The organism is Spirochaetales bacterium (assembly GCA_016930085.1).
GTDB lineage: Bacteria > Spirochaetota > Spirochaetia > SZUA-6 > JAFGRV01 > JAFGHO01.
The window spans coordinates 1-18,106 of sequence record JAFGHO010000056.1 but is presented as its reverse complement, the minus strand read 5'-3'; the positions used below and the strand labels follow the sequence as shown (position 1 = coordinate 18,106).

The window sequence follows — 18,106 nt, the reverse complement described above, 5'->3', positions numbered from 1 at the left end:
TATGGGTCTTTTTTGGGAAAAAGGTTTTTTTCAGCCGGAAAAAAAGCGTAACATGCGGGCGTAAAGCAACAACGTGCGCATTGCCGGGGTGAAAAAAACATTATTAAACAGGAGGTTTTAAAAATGAAAAAATTGTTTCTGCTTGCTTTTTTGATTTTGCCTTGCGCCATTTTCGCCCAGAGTATGGGGGATGTCGATGCCAACGGCAGTATTAATATTGTCGATGCCTTGCTCGTTGCGCAGCACTATGTCGGTCTGACCCCTGCCGAGTTCTACAGCGCATATGCGGATGTTTCCGGAGACGGCACCATCAACATCGTGGATGCGCTGATGATCGCACAATGCTATGTCGGTCTTGTTTCATGTGATTTCGGAGGAACGACAGAAGACAACATCACGGTAAGGGCCAGGGGGACGATAGGCGGGGAAACCATGGAACTCCATGTGGACGGCAGCATCGTCGCTACCTGGAGCATGACCACCAGCTATCAGGATTATACTGCCAGTGCTACCGGAGGCGTTATCGAGGTCCATTTTACCAATGACGATCAGGAGCAGAACGGCAGGGATATACAGGTGGATTATATTATCTACAACGGCGCCACCTACCAGGCGGAAGACCAGGAAGTCAATACCGGGGTGTACATTGACGGTTCCTGCGGGGGGTCCTACAGCGACATGCTTCAGTGCAACGGATATATCCAGTTTCAGACAGGTCCCACCGCGACACCTGGTCCGGCAACCGAGACACCCGTTCCGGAAACCCCTGGACCGACAGGTGGAGGAGAGTGTAATATACCGTCGATGCCTTCTTTCAATTCGCTGCCGAATATTTCCGAACTACCCGACCCGTTTACGTTTATGAGCGGATCGAAGATGACCAGAAAGGATGACTGGACGTGCCGCCGCGCCGAAATATCCGCTCTACTCCAGCGGTTCGTTTACGGCGAGAAACCCGCGGTACCCACTGTCACCGGTTCTTTCAGCGGCAGCAGTATCAACGTCACGGCTTCCTACAATGGCAACAGTATTTCTTTTTCGTGCAGCATTTCTACTCCCGGCGGTTCAGGGCCCTACCCGGCCATGATCGGTATCGGCGGCGCATCAATCGGCAGTTTCAGCGGTGTCGCTTCAATCACTTTCCCCAATGACGAGATCGCGGCCCAGAGCGGCAGCGGTTCACGTGGTCAGGGAAAATTCTACAATCTCTACGGCAGCGGCCATTCCGCGGGCGCCACAATGGCCTGGGCATGGGGGGTCGACTGTCTGATTACCGCCCTGGAACAGACTCCTTCAGCCAACATCGATACCACCAGGCTGGGTGTTACCGGCTGTTCCCGCAACGGTAAAGGGGCATTGGTCGTCGGTGCATTCTGCGACCGTATCGCACTCACCATACCGCAGGAATCCGGAAGCGGCGGGGCCTCCAGCTGGCGCGTTTCCACGTACCTTAAAAACCAGGGTGCGAATATCCAGGAAATATGCCAGATCATTGGTGAAAATCCCTGGATGAGCGCCAATCTGGACCAGTTCTGTAATAACGTCAATAAACTCCCCGTCGACAATCACGAATTGATAGCCCTTTGCGCGCCGCGGGCCGTGCTCGTGATCGGCAACAACATCGACTGGCTGGGACCGGAAAGTGTTTTCACGGCTTCACGGGCCGCCCATTATGTATTTGAAGCGCTGGGTATTCCCGACAATATGGGTTACTCCATCTCGACAAATCACGGCCACTGTTCGCTGCCCTCTTCACAGTCTCCGGATGTCAACGCTTTCGTGACCAAATTCCTTCTGGGCGGAAGCGCCAATACGAGTATCATGAAAGACCAGAACAATTTCAATTTCGACAAGAACAGATGGGCTCCCTGGAGCGTTCCTTCGCTTCAGTAAACGGACGCAACTGAAACAACCTCACCGGGCGGTTCCCTTTTCGGGGCTGTCCGGTTTTTTTTTCGGCGAAGAGTGTAAAACCGGCACATCGGGAGACTGATACCCGGTTGTTCTTTTCGCGATATTCTTCCGTCCCTCGAGACAGCCCGAATCAATGACAATATGTTATTAAGGAACATACGGCATAAAAAAGCCGGGCGGATTTTTTATGCCGCCCGGCTTTAATCCTTATATCATTTATCCGTTTACGGATTCACCATATAGGTGATTTTCACATACCCGTCGCCTCCCGGACAGTTCGCGTCGCCACCGTCGCCGATGCCGTCGATGAATCCGGCCGGTTTGCCGTCGGGATCATACGATTCTGTGGCCGTTGCGGCATGCCCGCCGTCACCGCCTGCGATCTGTATTATTAGTTCACCCGAACCCGAAATATAAATCGCCGATGCCTCGCCGTTTCCTCCCGGCGTTGCCGGCACCGTACTACTCGGATCCGTATGGCCGGGGATTCCCGCCGAGCCGCCCGAGCCGATCCTGATACGCAGTGTATCAGTCATCGTGATGGAAAATGTTTCTCCCTCGATTTTTTCTCCCGCTTTTCCCCCTTTACCGGTATGAGGTCCATATGCAATGCCTGTATAGTCACCTCCGCCGCCTCCGCCGCCGCCGACCATGGTGACGGTGATGATGTCGCCCGCAAGATTGTCAGGCGGGGTCCAGTATTCGGTGCCTGGATTGCTGTATACCTTAGTGCGTTGTTCGGGCGGATCGGTGGGTGTCGGGGGTGAACCATCCGGGTCATTGATCCGGTACTGCCCGCTCGCCCCCATGACAAGCAGCATCCATGTGTTGTCGGAAAGGTAATCGACCTCATAGCAAAGAGGCACGACCGGTGTGCTTATATAGGCGTTTTGATCGCTCGTCAGCCATTCCGCCATATCGCCGGTGTTTATTGTCATGGGCATTGCCGTGTGGCTGTGACCCCCGAGCACCATGATTTCGATGGTACTCTGATTGAGAACGGACTCCTGTTCGACGGTTAGTTCCGTCTTTCCCCCTGCGGTGAAGCCGCAATAGCCTATTTCCAGCGCCGCTTCAAAGGCGTTCCGCACCGTCGTTTCTTCTTCCGAAGACTGGAGAAAGAAAAGAAGCATTCTCCCGTATTTGATCGAAGCGACGTAACCGGGAACGATCCCGTCGGTGATCTGGTGGTCGATGTCGTCCCATCCGACCGATTCGTCGAAAAGGTCGCTCGGTTTCGAGGGCTGGTCGATATTGCATGAATAGTAAAACTGATAAAATTTGACAAGCAGTCTGGTTTTTATTTCCGTATTGGAATAATCGAACCTTTCCTTCAGGGAACCCTGAATCCCGCCGAAGATACTGCTGAACCCCGCGTGCGCGTTGATGCCGAGTTCGACGAGAAGATGCTCGTATGAATAGATAGAAGAAGAAGAATAATTGAACCACGCGGGAACCGATACCTCCCCGTTCCTGAAAACAATTCTGTTGAAGGCATTGGTCACCTTCGAATAGGTGGGGTGTTCTATTGTTTCCGATACCGATTCTTGTGTATTGCCGATCGTGCAGGTGATGGTAAGGGGGGCCCTGTCTTCGATAATCGGCCTGTAGGAACCGTCGACGATGCTCTGCCCGTCGAGTATCGCCCCCGGCCAGATGATCGGGGTTCCGGGATCGAAACACGAGAGGTTCGTATAACCGCGGACGACTTCGAAGTTGTATATCGCATCGTCGCCGTCCTGGGAATCATAACTTCTCAGCATGATATCACGGGTATACGCCGGCTGGACCGGTTTCATCGAATTGAGAATATTGTCGTCGATCGAATCGGCATTGGCAATGGGCGGATCCCAGACGCCGCATCCCGTCATTGCCGCACCGATGGCGGCGATGGCCAAAAATATACCTATATTCTTTAATGTTTTCATAACTTACTCCTTAATAAATTATTTATAATAGCATTCTATATTGTATCGCAATGACGTTTTATACACCGGATTCAAATTTCGGTATATATGAAAGTCCCTATTATATCACAAACCTCCTTTTCTCTCAAATAATTTATTGCCAGGCAATCGTATTTGCCATTGAGGACGTTTCACACGGTAAAATCACTCAAAAAAAATCGGATAATTAAAAACATCATCGATAATCCGTTTGATTTTCACTTTCTATTTATTGCGTTTTATGATAAAAATGTGAGAGATTTTTGTCCGGGAAACGTCATTGATAGAAAGGGATGCATGGAGTTTTCGGGTGACTTTATAAAACGGCTGCGAAAGAAGGAGAAGGCGGCATTCGAAGAACTCTACACAAGAACATGGCCGGCCCTCCTCAATTTCATACGGTTCAAGGTGCGCAATGGCCACAGTACGCCGGAGGACATTCTTTCCGAAGTCTATCTGAGGGCAATCGAATATTCGCATACGCTGAGCAGCAATGTCATGGGGTGGCTTTACCGTATCGCCCGTTCGAAGGTTGTCGACCACTACAGGAAAAAAAAACGCGCGCAGAAACTCATCAGGGTCGAGACGGTAGCGGCCGGGCAGAGGGAGATCCTCAACAGCATTGCCAACGCGCCGGAAGCGGAGACGATCGAGAGTGAAAACGCGCTTATCCTTAGAATAGGATTTTCACGGCTGCCCGGGCAGTATCGTGAGGCCCTTGAAGCGAAATATGTAAGGGAAGAGAGTGTGGCGGCGATTGCCGCCGCTATGGGCAAGACGGAAAAAGCGGTGGAGAACATTCTCTATCGAGGACGAAAATTACTGGAAGAACAGGTCGCTAAAACGGCAAAGGAGAAAATCTACCGTTACGGCAAAGGAGGTAAAGAGTATGGGACATCAAAACCTCAGTGACGCCGAAATGAAGATACTCATCCGCCATGCGACCGCCCTGCCGACGGCAGGCAGTCAAACCCGGACGCGAATTGTTTCAGGTATCGCCGAATATACGGAAAAGAAGGCTTCCCGCCATAATCCCTTTTTAGCCGTCATCTACAATCCCGCTTTCTCACTCGTTTTTCTCATCCCCCTGTTGATCCCGGTTTTTATTTCGGTTTTTTTTCTGTTTCAAAAGCCGGCGGGCGGGACATGGGAGAAAGCGATATTGATTTCGGGTTCCGCGATTTCCGATACACCGGGAACCGCCGGCTTCCGGGCGGGTTCCGTTATCGAAGAAGGAGAACGGGTGACTGTTCCGGACGGCGTCACCTCCGACTTCGGCATGGGAGATAATATCCGTTTCAGGCTGTTCCCCGGCACAGACTTTAAGGTCGTTACCGGTTCCGAAGCTTCCGGCCGGTATCTTGTTTCCTTCAGCCGGGGAAGCGCATATGTCGTCAAGCACGGGAAACTCGACGATAACAAATCGCTTGGCGTCCGTGTCAATGGCTATACCTTCATGCTTACGGGAACCAGGGCACTTTTCCAAAGCGCGGGGCAACATATAAGGGTTTTCTGTTTTGAAGGCAGGATCGATGCATTCAGGCTGGAAGAAGGAGACGAACGGGAACTCTTCACGCTTCGTTCGGGAGAAGAGGCCCACATTGTAGTGCAGAGAGAGAGAAGGACGTATAGCATCGACGACTTTCTTATAGAAGCAGCGGTCAAGTTCGATAAAACCTTTGACGTACTGCCGCCGGTCGATGATGCGATGCTTTCCCGGCATGAGGGATTCCTTGCCATGGAAGGCGTGATCGGGCTATCGGTTTCCCGTGAGGAGACCGGCCCGATACCGGCCACTACTCCCCTTCCTGAACCGGCACGGGACGCCGAAAAAAAACCGTTCACCGTTCATGAAGCGGGGAACATAAGTGACGCGAGTTTTCGGAAAGGAAGGATTAATTTCATCGCGGCAGTGCCGGATGAAGGAAGCGGTTATATTATCACACAGAACAGTATTTACGGGTTGAACGGCGGTACCCTTCGTAAAGGGCCGTCTTTTCCCGCCGGCACTATTTTCAGGGTAAAACCGGCCGTCTCGAAAACCACGATCTGCTGCGTGTCAACCGGGAAGGTATATATTCTCGATCGGTATTCCCTCGCGGTCAGGGAGGAGATGTCTCTTCCCCCGTCGGGCAGTGCGGAAGACAATTATTATCCCGCCGGTGACGGCGGAACCTATTATATTCCCGTTCTCAATCATGGTTATTACACCATTGAACGGGACGAGAGGGAACCCGAACTTCGCAAGGTGTACGACGAACTCTTTCCCGTCAGTCCGCTTGTCACAAAAGCGGGTATTGTCGTCGGGGCTTCTTATGAAAACTACATCGCCATGATAAGCCGCGGCGGATCGCTTCTCTGGAAAAACGAGCTTGAGGGTAAATCGTTCGTCAATTTCATTGATTCCGGGGGAATAATCTATGCCTACGTGCTGAAAGACAGTTGTCCCATGATCATCGGATTCGATTCCGGCGGGCGGAAGCGGGGGGAATGGCCTCTCGGGCAAATGGTAACCGCGGACCTCACGGCATTCGGAACATTTCTCTTCGGTTATTATGACGACGGCGGGCTTTTTATGTTCGATACCGCTTCGGGAACGGCTGAGCATATCGCCGATGTTTTCGGTGGAACGCTTTCAGGCAGGATATTGCGGACGATGAAACCGACTGTTCATGACGGCCGTCTCTATAGCGGTACGGACAAAGGAGAACTTCTCGTATATAATATCGCGGCCCGAACTGTTGAATACAGGTACCCGATTAATGTAGAAGAAGCTTTCTTTGCTTCACCGATCGTTCGGGATGCGACGGTGTATCTTGCCGGAAATTCCGGTAAGGTATACGAAATAGTCAAAACCGAAAGATAAACCCCAGGCCCGCCACGTCGATTGAAAAAGGTCTGGTGTGGATGTCCCCTTCAAGATCGCCGTAATCGTAGAAGTCAATCGGCGAGAAGGCAAAGTTGAAAAAGAGACCGTTCCAGTACAGGGCATACGGTTCGCCCAGGTTGATGGTAAGCCCCGCATTGATGCCCGCCTTGAAAAACCATATTGTTTTCTCGTCGGACCAGGTCAGAGAATACTCACCGCCGATATCGTGTTTTTTTATATACCAGGAATTATGTATAGTCAGGGCGGTGACGACATTGAGTGCAAAGCCGATTTTTCCTCCGGTTCTGAACGAGAAAGGAATTAGGCGTATCTCATGTTGATGGATGTAGGGAAGCGTCGTCATAAGCGGGTCGAACGCTCCGGGGTAGCTGTATGAATAACCGTAACCGGCCCCCAGGCCGAACATGGCGCCGTAATACCAGCATATATCGCTTTCGAAACTCAGAACGCACATCATCGGTGTGTAATAGTAGAGCATGGCCGGCTTTACCAGTTTCTGGTAGATCGATACGGTCCACCGCCGGGCGAGAATTTTTTCAGCGGACAGAAGATCACCGAGTTTTTCTTCCACCCGTATATTTTTCTTTAATTCGGCGGCGAGGATATCCTGGGACAGAAACGGAAGCTTTTCCTCGATCATACGGATGATGACGGCAGCTTCTATTTCCGGTTCCTGAAGCGAACCGATCGTTCGGGAGTAAAGATCGCCATTGTTTTCCCCGAAAACGACAAAACGGAATACCCCGTTATCGTTTACTATCATGGCGGCGTAATGACAATCACTCGCGGAAAGTATCTCTTCTGCCTCTTTCCTTTCAGGGGTCCCGTTCAATGGTGAAATTTCTGCAATAAACGGCATGAATCGCCTGCTCGTAATGATGCCCTGCAATACCCGGTGGAGTATTTCCCTCACCCTGGCGGTTGTTTCGTCATTTGCAAAAGCGGGAAGGAGAAAGAGAATACGTTCCTTGACCGTTACCGGACTCAACGTCTCGAGTACCCGTTCTCCGGGATCAATCCGGTGATCGGTCTGCAGTATGGATTGAAGTATTTTTCTCGAAAGCGGCCGCATGAAGACGGCAAGTGCGTCAATGGATCCAAACTCATTCGTATGGTTTTCTATGATCCGTGAGAAAACCGTATCGAAAAGTTCGACTGAAAGGACGACCGCCTCGCCTTCGCTATCGATACTCATCACGATGATGAAGTCGGCAAAGAGACGGCGACCGGCTTCCTCGTAATCCCGCCTGGAGAGCCCCTGTTTCTTCCCGAATTCAGCCGCATCGAGAAGCTTCTTCTGTTCGAGTCTTCCGATGACATGACACTCGTTTGTTTCGAGTAAATTAGCGCCCAGAAGATCGATGAGTGTCTGACAGTCTGTTCCGGAGATGCCCCGGCTGCCGGATTCAAGAATGGCGATAACGGGCTTTATCGTTTCACCCTGCCCGGAGAAGGGAACCGCGGCGATGATTGACAGCATGAACAGGACCTTACGGTATTTCATTAAAACCGGACCCCGATTGAAGCGTGAAGCGCAAGGCAGACAAAATTCAGGGGTGAAAATCCGTTTGCATAAAGGAGTTTCTCGTTGCCGTCGGTGTAGTCGGAGAAAGCGGAAGACTCGTACGTCCATGTAAGACCGTAACAGACGAGCCGGAAGCCGATGAAATAAACCGGATCGACATTGAAGGCGAGTGAGAGTACGAGGGGAATGGAAAAAGAAATCCGGCTTGCCGCCGGTGCCGTATCCTCTTCGGACGCGAGTGCAGAACAGGAAGCGTTATAATCGTAGGTAAGCGCCACTCCCGCCTCCACCCCCACCGAAAAGAGGGATCGCGAATGGAGACCCACAAGAAGATCGATTCCCGCCTCTGTTTTTTCAATGTCTTCGACCATCACATCAATAATCTGATATTCCAGACCGGCCGAAAAGTGCCATGTCTCGCCGAAAAGCCAGGTATATTCGATTCGAAGCGGAATAAAAAGAGACGGTTTTGAAGCCGACCATGAAATAATGGTGCGGCCCAGGCTCAGGCCTGTCAGTGGATAGAAGCGAAATTCATGATGTTTTTTCAGCACCGAATCGAGAAGCCGTTCATCCGCATCCAGCTTCTGTCGCAAACGGGAAGTAATCTCTTTCTGCATTACCGCTTCCCTGTCGAGTGCGGGAAGTTCTCGAGCAATAGCGACGGCAATCTCGCCGCACGTGCGGTCAAGGATGTCATACCGCCCCTGGTCCGACGGCATCGATTTCACATAACACCCCTTGATGCGGCGGGAAACGACGTCGACGACGGTCACCGTTATGGTAAGTACTTCATTTGAAACATAATACTCGCCCATGACGCATGTTTCCACTTCATAAGCCTTCTCAAATCCCCTGATAAGGCGATCGAAACCATTGGTTTCCCATTTTCCCGCAATATTCAGCGTGTCTTCGAGAAGAACGAGCGATTCCTGTTTTTTGAGGTTTATCGTGAAAACATTGAAAATCGTATATGAAAGCGAAGCGTATTCGAGATTATCGGTAATGTTTCGTACAGGAAGCAGCATGACGGGACGCCTGACTATATTTTCGGAAGGTTCCGATACCGTTCCCGCTCCCACCCGCATCAGAACTGCCAGCAAGAGAGAAACTAATATTCCTGTCCGTATACGGTTGCCATGAATGAACTTTTTCATTATTTGAATGTAACAGTACACCATCGATGCCCTAAATTCAATACCACTGTATCGTATAACTTTTGAATATCATCCCGAACCGGATGGACGGTTTCCGTGTACCCCGTGAACGATTACCCGTTCATTCGTGCAGAGAAACCGCCGGTGATTGCAATCGCCGGCATATGTGGTATAATGACAGGTATGAAGATTTTTTCGATACTATCGTTGGCATGTTTGTTCATTTTTATAATGTCCGGCTGTCCGATGGACGATCCGGCTCTCCCCACCCTCGATGTTCGACTCAATTCAGTCGGATTTCCACCGGACAGTCCCAAAATGGCGACGGTCGCGAAGGCGGCCTCAACGTTCGACATCCTCGACGCCGCAAGCAAAGCGGTCGTTCATTCCGGCGGCATCACCGGTCCCTTTTCAAGCGGTGATACGGGAGAAACGGTCTATATCGCAGATTTTTCCGCCTTTACCGATTCAGGCATATATATTATGGAGGTTCCCGGCGTCGGAAAATCGGCCCGTTTTACGATCGATGCCGATGTTTACCGCACGACCTTTCATACGGCGATGCTGGGCATGTATCTCTGGCGTTCGGGCACCGCCGTTTCGGGAAGTCATAACGGGACAACCTTTTCCCATTCCGCTTCGCACCTCAATGACGGCTATCTTACCTATATCACCGGCGCTAATGTCATACGGGACGGGACGGGCGGCTGGTACGATGCGGGCGACTACGGGAAATATACGGTCAACGCCGGTATTACCGTGGGGATGATGTTCAAGGCATGGGAGCACTTCAAGACAATTCTCGAACCGGTAACGCTTTCCATCCCTGAGACAGGGGGCACTCTTCCCGATTATCTGGACGAAATCAAATGGGAACTCGATTTTATCATCAAGATGCAGTATACCGACGGGACATACCGTGTATGCCACAAACTCACCCCCCTAAACTTTTCAGGTTTCGTGATGCCGCAAAACGACACATCGAACCGTTACTTCGCACCCTATTCGAGTGCGGCAACGGCGGATTTCGTTGCGATGCTCGCCCAGGCCGCGCGTATTTATCAACCGTATGATGCGGCTTTTGCCGCGAGTTGTCTCCAGAAGGCGGAAGAAAGCTGCACATGGCTGGATGCGAACCCGGGGAATCACGAAGCCGATCTTTCGGCCTTTTCAACGGGCGGCTATCAGACGGACGATGCGGACGACCGCCTATGGGCCGCCGCCGAATTGTGGGAGACGACCGGTGAATCCGGTTACCTTGACGATGTTGAGACGCGTATTGGAAATAAATCACCGAAAATCGACAGCCAATTCGACTGGCCCTCGGTCGGCAACCTCGGGATGCTTACCTATTATTTTTCCGAGCGGGGTGGAAAAGCTGCGGCTTTGACGGAAGCGATCGGGACGAGTCTTCTCGATGTTGCGGACGATCTGGCCGCGGCCGCCGGCTCCAATGCCTATGGCAGACCGATGGGTTCTTCCTATTATTGGGGATGCAATGGCACGGTCGCGCGGCAGGCGCTTATCCTTCGGGCCGCATACATGGTCTCTTCCGATCGGGTATATCTCGATACGGCCCTCGATGCGATATCCCATCTTCTGGGAAGAAACTGTTACGGGCGGTCATATGTGACGGGGGTGGGATATCATCCGCCGAAGTATCCCCACGACAGACGATCCGGTGCGGATTCGATAGATGACCCGTGGCCCGGCTATCTTGTGGGCGGCGGTCATACGGCAACAGGTTGGGTCGATGAACAGGCCAGCTACGAGACGAACGAAATCGCCGTCAACTGGAACGGCGCGCTTATCTACGCCCTTGCCGGTTTTCTCTCCGGTTCATAGAATCGGGAGGTCTTTCGTCTTTTCCGGGCCGTTCGTACCGGGTTCGATTGAAATTCCTTCCGCCGGCCGGATCGATTGACAGTCCGAACAGATACAGGTTATTTTTTTCATTATGATCAGGGACTTTGTCATTTTATCCATCGCCGGAGAAACCGATATCAATGTCAGCATATCCCTCGAACCTGCCGAGGATTAATGCGGACTCATCGTGAATGGTATGAGCAATGGTAACATGGAAAAATTTTTAAATGGAGGTAAGGTATGACATTGACAAGCAGCGCTTTCACCGATTCGGCGCGTATTCCGTCACGTTATACATGTGACGGCGATGATGTGAATCCGCCATTGTCCGTCGCAGACGTTCCTTCGGGAGCAAAAAGCCTCGCCCTTATCGTGGATGATCCCGACGCGCCCGCGGGGACGTGGGTTCACTGGGTGGTCTACGATATTCCGGTCATAAGCAGGATCGGAGAAAACAGCGTTCCGGGAAAACAGGGGAGGAACAATTTAGGCAAACTCGATTACGGCGGACCGTGTCCCCCCGCCGGGACCCACCGCTACTATTTCAGGCTGTACGCCCTTGATTTTTCGCCGGACAAACGGGAGGGGCTTACAAAAAAGGAACTCATGAACGTAATGAGCGGTCATATCCTCGGCAAGGCGGAATTGATGGGAGTATATTCCAGACGGTGAAAGACGGGACGGACGCCATCCCTGCCGATGTAAGCAGGGAATTCTCCAAAGCGGCGGGCGCTTTGCACCTTTCTTCTCCCGTCGCTTATATCTATAATCCCCTTGAATACGCATGGGAACCCCATGAGGCATACATGAACCGGTACGCCGGCGGCGGGAAGCGAGTCCTGTTCATGGGTATGAATCCCGGTCCGTGGGGAATGGTTCAAAACGGGATTCCTTTCGGGGATACGGTATCGGTCAAAGAATGGCTTCATATCGAAGGTCATGTCGATCAGCCCCGGACAACACACCCGAAGCGGCCTGTTCTGGGTTTCGCCTGCGGACGCCGGGAACAAAGCGGCAAACGTCTCTGGGGTTTGGTAAGCGAACGCTTTCGGAACGCGGAAATCTTTTTTAAAAGCCATTTTGTGGGGAATTATTGTCCCCTGGCATTTTTTGATACGGATGGGAAAAACATTACACCGGACAAGCTGTGTAAAAAGGACCGCGAGTCCCTGTTCGATCTTTGCGATTTTTTCTTGAAAAAGACCATTCTTACACTCCGGCCTTGTTATATTATCGGCATTGGCGTATTTGCTGAAAAAAGGATCAGGGACAGCCTCGGAAAGGATGATTTTTTCAAAAAGGGCGGATATATAATCGGCGGTATTCTTCATCCGAGTCCCGCGAGCCCTAAAGCCAACGCCGGCTGGGCCGGTAAGGTTGTCCGGAAACTCAAGGACATGGGGGTGTGGGAGTGATAAGAACACCTTTTTCCCGTTGATTACCTGATTACCATAATCAAACGATTTATAAAGGACATTACTCCATATACGGTGGCATTTTTTCTACCGAAAGAGAACGACTTCCGGAAATGTGAAAAACATCAGTAAAAAGTGAATCGGAGACATGTTTTCCCTGTTGTATATTTTATATATTTGTCAAAACAGGCGACGCTTCCCGGAATATTGTTGACACGGATATATCCGGGCGAAAGAGCTCTGTGTACGAAGCGGGCGGGGAGATACGGTATGTTTGAGGACCGGAAAGACGCGGGCAGACAACTTGCCGGAATACTCATAAAATACAGGGATGAGAATCCGCTTGTCATAGCCATACCTCGAGGCGGTGTCGCCGTTGCCGCTCCGGTTGCAAGGCGGCTTCAGACCGATCTTTTACTTCTCGTATCGCGCAAACTTCCGTTACCCGATAATTCCGAGGCGGGATTCGGAGCCATCGCGGAAGACGGGAGTGTTTATCTAAAAAAAGAGGCCCGCGTATGGCTGCCTGATGATGTTATCACCCGTATAATCGAAGTGCAAAAAGAGGTAATTCGCGATCGAATCGCCTCGTTACGGCATGGAAATCCGCTTCCCGGGTTATGCGGGAGAACCCTTATTCTCATCGACGACGGCCTTGCCATGGGTTCGACAATGCAGGCGGCGTTTACCATGTGTAAAAAACAGGACCCCCGCAGCATTATCGTCGCCGTCCCCGTTGCCGGCCAAAGCGCCCGGAGATTATTCGAAGATCAGGCGGATGATCTGGTCATACTCGAGGAACCCGCTTTTTTTCAGGCCGTTGCGCAGGTGTACAGGCATTGGCGCGATTTAACCGATGAGGAGGTATTACGAATACTGGAAGGGATGGACCATGAATCTGATACAGTATGAACATATCAAGGAACTCATATCATTGCAGAGAGAACATTGCGTATCGATCTATATTCCGACAACATATGTGGCGGTGGATTACACTAAAAACTCATCCCGCCTCAAAAACATGCTCAACCGCGCGGACGAAATGCTCGAGGCGCAGGGTGTTAGAAAATCCGGACGCGACGAACTGCTCGAAACCGGATGGGCCCATCTGAAAAATATCTTTTTTCAGCAGCGGCAGAAACTGGGGCTGGCCATGTTTCTCTCCGATGGTTTTGCAAGAAGCCTGAAACTCCCGGTCGAGTGTGAAGAGACGGTCATCGTCTCCGGTCATTTTTACCTCAAACCCCTGCTGAAACTGGTGAGCGGCAATGGAAGATATTTTTTACTGGCCGTAAGCAAACATGAAGTAAAATTGTACCAGGGCTCCCGCTTTACACTCGCCGAATTGAATCCCGAGAAAATGCCCCGCGGCATGAATGAGGCCTTGCGTATCGATAAGCCGGAATCCGGATTTCAGTATCATTCCGCGGCTTCAGGTGGACCGGCGGGGAAAATGCCGGTCATCTATCACGGACAGGGATACGGATCGGGCAATGACCGGACCCAGGAAAAGAAAAATCTCCTTCGTTTTTTCCGCCGGATCGACAGGGCGCTGAATGACTGGATTACTTCAAAAAAAATCCCCCTGGTTTTGGCCGCGGTCGATTATCTGCATCCCCTTTATACTGAAGCCAACACATATCCATCGATGCTTAAAGAGGGTATCGATGGAAATCCGGCGCATATGCAGCGTCAGGAGTTGATGCAGCGGGCATGGGATATCGTCGGCCCTGTTTTCAGGCAAACGGAAGAGCTTCTTCTCGATGAATTCGACGAACTCAAGCATACGGAACGGACTTCTTACGACATCAGGGACATTCTAAGGGCTGCGTTTGAAGGAAGGGTGCAGCGGCTGGGAGTCGTGGACGGAATACACGAATGGGGTGTTGTCCAGCCCGATACGAATCACATTGAAATCCATGCACAACAACAGGCCGGAGACGTTGATCTCTATGATGAGGCGATGCTGCAGTCCCTCAGACAGAGTGCCGATGTGCTTTTACTGGATAAAGGGCGAATGCCGGATGGTGCCGGGGCCGTCGCCGTGTACCGTTACTGATACGGAAAAGGAGGTTTTTATGAAGGTACCGCTGCAATTATCGTTTCGCAATATCGGGGAAACCCGGGAAATGGAAGAGCTGGTGAGAAAACAGGCCGTGAAACTGGATAAATATCATAATCATATAACAAGCTGCCGTGTCGCCGTTGAAATGGATCAGAAACACGGAATGACAGCGAATCCTTACCGTGTGCGAATAGACATAACGATTCCTCCGGGTCATGAGATAGCGGTCGTGGAAAAACCGAAAAAGGGGGACTCCCGTGTCGATCCCGCGACCATGATTCGGCGCGCTTTCAAAGCGGCGCGAAAGCAGGTTCACTCGACAAAACTGAAACAGCGTGGAGAAGTGAAAACCCACCCTTATAATCGGGTACAGGGTATCGTGACGGTACTTTATCCGGATAAAGGATACGGCTTTATCAAAAATCTCGAAGGACAGGATATATATTTTCACAGAAACAGCGTCGTTCATAACGAATTCGGTCGGCTTTCGATAGGCACGGGTGTCAGATTTTCAAGCGAATTGGGCGAAGACGGTTTGCAGGCAACCAGTGTACATATCGAAGACAAGCCCGGGATTCACGGCGGCGGCCGGGGCGGGGGCCATCGGTACGTTGACTGAAGGGAACATGGCACCGCTAAATGGTGCGCCTTTGCCGTGTCGGCCGGTTCGTTTTGCCCGTCAGATCAGGACCTTCGATCGTTCTTCATTGGAGACCGGATAGTGATCCTCCGTTTCCAGAACCCCCGCTGCGGTATGTATAGTTTATTTGCGGTGACGAGCAGTTCGATCGCCTCTTCGATATCATCGGTATGCCATTCGGAAAGAAGGCCGTACCCATATGCAAAATCGAGGTTTTTCTGCACCACCTCATATGTTTTTATTCCCGCAAGCAACTGGCGCGCCTCGCGTAATGTATACCTCCGTTTATTTCTGTTGAAAAACGCAAGAATCAGCCGTTCTCCTTCATATTCCCGGACAACATCGCTGTGACAGACATCACAGCCTGAGCAGAGATCGTCAAGGGTATAATCCAAAAGCGACAAAAGGTATGCACGTCTGCAATGCGAGTCGTTTCTGGCATATGAAAGGATTCTCTCGAACCGTTTTTTTCGCACTTCATCCGTAATCGTGCCGGTAAAACGGATGTCTTCCTCTCCGTAGAGGAGGATCGCTTCCGCCGAACCTCCGTCCCTTCCCGCCCTTCCGGACTCCTGAAGGTAGGCTTCGACGGAAGGGGGAATATCGGCATGTATCACGGTACGGATATCGGGTTTATCCACCCCCATTCCGTAGGCAGATGTGGAACAGAGGATCCCGTTCTCCGAACGGAGAAACCACTCCTCCACATCCTTACGTTCTTCCCTGTTCAGGCCGGCATGATAGAAAAAGATGCCGTCTTCCGCCATTCGCTGTCTGAGCATACGGGCGGTCCGTTCCGCTCCTTTTCTGCTTCTCGTAAAAATGATGACCGGCCGGTTTTCGGTTTTGGCAAGCCGGGTAATCGCGTGGTTTCTGCTGAGAACAGGTATTACCCGGTAGGAAATATTCGGTCTGTCCGGATTAGCCATAACCGTGACCACCGGTGTATCGGAAAAGAGGATGGTTTTTATTTTTTGAATGACGGTCTCTGCGGCGGTCGCGGTAAACGCGGTGACGAGGGGATCGCGGAGATGTTTGATCAGGCGGGAGAGGTCGAGGTATGAAGGTCTGAAACTTTCCCCCCACTCGCTTACGCAGTGCGCTTCGTCGATCACGAGGTGTGATATGGCAAGACGGGACAGCTGCTTGATGATTTTCGATGAAAGGGCCGCCTCGGGGGTGGTCAGGATGATGGGGATCGAACCTTCCCCGGCCTTTTTAAAAATATCCGCTCGCTCGACCATCGATTGTTCTCCCGTTATCACCCCGGCGGGAATTCCCTTTTCACCCATACTTCGCTTCTGGTCGGCGATCAGCGAGAGGAGGGGCATGATGACAAGTGTCGGACCTTCGAGCAGGAGTGACGGCAGCTGGTAACAGAGAGATTTTCCTCCTCCGGTGGGCAGGATAACGATCTGGTGTACGCCTTCGAGAATATTGGCGATCGCACAGCGCTGATAGGGATACAGATAGGGAATGGAAAAACGTTCCCGCGCGCAGGAGACGACCGGGTCTTCTGTCTGGATGATTGCTTCTGTTTCCATAATCTTTTTCACGGCAATGGTTTTGAGGATTATATGCATCATGGGTAACATGTATTGTTTTGTCAAGAGAGGGACGGGTGGTCTACCGGGTTTATATATCATATAATTATTAGGGATATAAGGGAGTTTTGGTTATTTTAGTGGATTATTTGATTCTTTGAGTTAGAAGTCTGTTCGGCCCGGTATATTATGTGCATGATTATATTCTACTTGTCAGGCACAATTATTCTGACTGGTCCGTGAGGCGTGTAGATGCAGGAAGCGGGGTGTGGTTTATGGATGTGTTTTATAGCCTAAGTATCCAAATTGGTGAATAATGATTCGTATAGAGTGAAATTAATCTATTTCGTCTCGGTAGATGCTTAATTATCGTAAACAATTGTCGTAATTTCTTTCGAGTAGACTGCTGTAATCTCCTCTCCTCAACACTCCATCGCTTAAATATTTTCTCAAATTCTTCAAAGACTCTATTGCCATATCTCTCCACCATCGCTAAAAACAGTTCCAACAACCCTCTCAAAAACTGTGCGATACTATAACAATTCAAATCAGCATGCAGCAACTTGATCTTACGGTACACATCCTCGGGAAAATAAACATGTACATGTTCCCGGTTTTCTGCGGGATTATCTGAGACCGATTTATACCGACTCATCCTTTGCCTTCCCCATTTATGTTCCTTTATAATCAAAGGATCGACAAGGGACACAATCCGGACAATGACACCGGATAACGATCGGCTTGAACCGAATAATTTCAGATTGCGCAGTTTCTCCCTCATAATATCGGTAATGATTAAATGAAATTCATGAGGATCGGATGCTTTCATTCGTCCCTCCTTGAGTGATTATTTTCATACATTGTATAACGCTGAAAAAGTGCAAATTACTTTGATTTTATATAGAGGAGACATGAAAAGTTGACAAAATCTTAATATTGACACGGCTTTATATTCCAAGGGGGGAGTAAATTTATCTCACAAAACACACAATGAAAATAAAAAAATAATTTCTCTATGTGCTTTGTGAGAGAAATATTTATATACAAGTCCGTATCTGAGTAACCGTCAATTTCAACCCGTCAGGATTTTTCTTCGGTAATCAGCTTCGGATCGATACGATGAGGAAGGAGATTTCTTAGCTGT

General features: G+C 50.6%; 15 protein-coding genes. 9 read left to right on the top strand and 6 right to left on the bottom strand.

Going from position 1 to position 18,106, the window contains the following annotated elements:
• The first annotated feature begins 123 nt into the window (after positions 1–123).
• Complete coding sequence (locus tag JW881_09030) at positions 124–1,893, top strand: hypothetical protein (GenBank protein ID MBN1697643.1); 1,770 nt, start codon at positions 124–126, stop codon at positions 1,891–1,893.
• A gap of 245 nt (positions 1,894–2,138) precedes the next feature.
• Here JW881_09030 and JW881_09025 read toward each other — a convergent pair whose 3' ends face one another.
• Entirely contained in the window at positions 2,139–3,842 is a 1,704-nt protein-coding gene (locus tag JW881_09025) for a thiol-activated cytolysin family protein (protein ID MBN1697642.1), read from the bottom strand.
• Positions 3,843–4,157: 315 nt separating this feature from the next.
• Between JW881_09025 and JW881_09020 the strand changes: the two genes are divergently transcribed.
• Both JW881_09020 and JW881_09015 read left to right on the top strand, forming a co-directional pair.
• Positions 4,158–4,772, top strand: coding sequence for a sigma-70 family RNA polymerase sigma factor (locus JW881_09020; GenBank protein MBN1697641.1), 615 nt, complete (start codon positions 4,158–4,160; stop codon positions 4,770–4,772).
• Positions 4,750–6,726, top strand: a complete 1,977-nt coding sequence (locus JW881_09015) for a hypothetical protein (protein ID MBN1697640.1) — start codon at positions 4,750–4,752, stop codon at positions 6,724–6,726. Before JW881_09020 ends, JW881_09015 begins: the two co-directional genes overlap by 23 nt.
• Here JW881_09015 and JW881_09010 read toward each other — a convergent pair.
• Positions 6,710–8,254 carry a hypothetical protein gene (locus tag JW881_09010; GenBank protein MBN1697639.1) on the bottom strand — a complete coding sequence of 515 codons (1,545 nt, stop codon included), beginning with the start codon at positions 8,252–8,254 and terminating at the stop codon, positions 6,710–6,712. The two genes, JW881_09015 and JW881_09010, sit on opposite strands and share 17 nt — an antisense overlap.
• Positions 8,254–9,378 (bottom strand): hypothetical protein, encoded by a 1,125-nt coding sequence (locus JW881_09005; GenBank protein ID MBN1697638.1) that lies wholly within the window; start codon positions 9,376–9,378, stop codon positions 8,254–8,256. The genes JW881_09010 and JW881_09005 overlap by 1 nt, the downstream gene beginning before the upstream one ends.
• Before the next feature lie 300 nt (positions 9,379–9,678).
• On the opposite strand from JW881_09005, the gene JW881_09000 reads away from it, so the two are divergent.
• Complete coding sequence (locus JW881_09000) at positions 9,679–11,277, top strand: glycoside hydrolase family 9 protein (protein ID MBN1697637.1); 1,599 nt, start codon at positions 9,679–9,681, stop codon at positions 11,275–11,277.
• On the opposite strand, the gene JW881_08995 is transcribed toward JW881_09000, so the two are convergent.
• A complete protein-coding gene (locus JW881_08995; GenBank protein MBN1697636.1) occupies positions 11,272–11,448 on the bottom strand; it encodes a hypothetical protein in 177 nt (58 codons plus the stop codon). The genes JW881_09000 and JW881_08995 overlap by 6 nt on opposite strands.
• Before the next feature lie 90 nt (positions 11,449–11,538).
• On the opposite strand from JW881_08995, the gene JW881_08990 reads away from it, so the two are divergent.
• From JW881_08990 to JW881_08970, 5 genes are all read left to right on the top strand, one after another.
• Entirely contained in the window at positions 11,539–11,970 is a 432-nt protein-coding gene (locus JW881_08990; GenBank protein MBN1697635.1) for a YbhB/YbcL family Raf kinase inhibitor-like protein, read from the top strand.
• Positions 11,967–12,713 (top strand): single-stranded DNA-binding protein, encoded by a 747-nt coding sequence (locus JW881_08985; protein ID MBN1697634.1) that lies wholly within the window; start codon positions 11,967–11,969, stop codon positions 12,711–12,713. Before JW881_08990 ends, JW881_08985 begins: the two co-directional genes overlap by 4 nt.
• Before the next feature lie 270 nt (positions 12,714–12,983).
• The gene (locus JW881_08980; GenBank protein ID MBN1697633.1) at positions 12,984–13,625 is read left to right on the top strand and encodes a hypothetical protein; all 642 of its coding nucleotides are present in this window, start codon (positions 12,984–12,986) and stop codon (positions 13,623–13,625) included.
• Positions 13,606–14,772 carry a hypothetical protein gene (locus tag JW881_08975; protein ID MBN1697632.1) on the top strand — a complete coding sequence of 389 codons (1,167 nt, stop codon included), beginning with the start codon at positions 13,606–13,608 and terminating at the stop codon, positions 14,770–14,772. The genes JW881_08980 and JW881_08975 overlap by 20 nt, the downstream gene beginning before the upstream one ends.
• A gap of 19 nt (positions 14,773–14,791) precedes the next feature.
• Positions 14,792–15,397: an HPF/RaiA family ribosome-associated protein gene (locus JW881_08970; GenBank protein MBN1697631.1), complete on the top strand. Its 606-nt coding sequence runs from the start codon at positions 14,792–14,794 to the stop codon at positions 15,395–15,397.
• Positions 15,398–15,462: 65 nt separating this feature from the next.
• Here JW881_08970 and JW881_08965 read toward each other — a convergent pair whose 3' ends face one another.
• Both JW881_08965 and JW881_08960 read right to left on the bottom strand, forming a co-directional pair.
• Positions 15,463–16,962 (bottom strand): ATP-dependent DNA helicase RecQ, encoded by a 1,500-nt coding sequence (locus tag JW881_08965; GenBank protein ID MBN1697630.1) that lies wholly within the window; start codon positions 16,960–16,962, stop codon positions 15,463–15,465.
• A 286-nt stretch (positions 16,963–17,248) separates the two neighbouring features.
• A complete protein-coding gene (locus JW881_08960; GenBank protein MBN1697629.1) occupies positions 17,249–17,791 on the bottom strand; it encodes a hypothetical protein in 543 nt (180 codons plus the stop codon).
• Positions 17,792–18,106: the final 315 nt, after the last annotated feature.

Coding starts and splice junctions, on each gene's coding strand:
- JW881_09000 (MBN1697637.1), top strand. CDS start 9,679: ATGGACGATCCGGCTCTCCCCACCCTCGATGTTCGACTCAATTCAGTC.
- JW881_08980 (MBN1697633.1), top strand. CDS start 12,984: ATGTTTGAGGACCGGAAAGACGCGGGCAGACAACTTGCCGGAATACTC.
- JW881_09015 (MBN1697640.1), top strand. CDS start 4,750: ATGGGACATCAAAACCTCAGTGACGCCGAAATGAAGATACTCATCCGC.
- JW881_08965 (MBN1697630.1), bottom strand. CDS start 16,962: ATGGAAACAGAAGCAATCATCCAGACAGAAGACCCGGTCGTCTCCTGC.
- JW881_09030 (MBN1697643.1), top strand. CDS start 124: ATGAAAAAATTGTTTCTGCTTGCTTTTTTGATTTTGCCTTGCGCCATT.
- JW881_08970 (MBN1697631.1), top strand. CDS start 14,792: ATGAAGGTACCGCTGCAATTATCGTTTCGCAATATCGGGGAAACCCGG.
- JW881_08975 (MBN1697632.1), top strand. CDS start 13,606: ATGAATCTGATACAGTATGAACATATCAAGGAACTCATATCATTGCAG.
- JW881_09010 (MBN1697639.1), bottom strand. CDS start 8,254: ATGAAATACCGTAAGGTCCTGTTCATGCTGTCAATCATCGCCGCGGTT.
- JW881_08990 (MBN1697635.1), top strand. CDS start 11,539: ATGACATTGACAAGCAGCGCTTTCACCGATTCGGCGCGTATTCCGTCA.
- JW881_09025 (MBN1697642.1), bottom strand. CDS start 3,842: ATGAAAACATTAAAGAATATAGGTATATTTTTGGCCATCGCCGCCATC.
- JW881_09020 (MBN1697641.1), top strand. CDS start 4,158: ATGGAGTTTTCGGGTGACTTTATAAAACGGCTGCGAAAGAAGGAGAAG.
- JW881_08995 (MBN1697636.1), bottom strand. CDS start 11,448: ATGCTGACATTGATATCGGTTTCTCCGGCGATGGATAAAATGACAAAG.
- JW881_08960 (MBN1697629.1), bottom strand. CDS start 17,791: ATGAAAGCATCCGATCCTCATGAATTTCATTTAATCATTACCGATATT.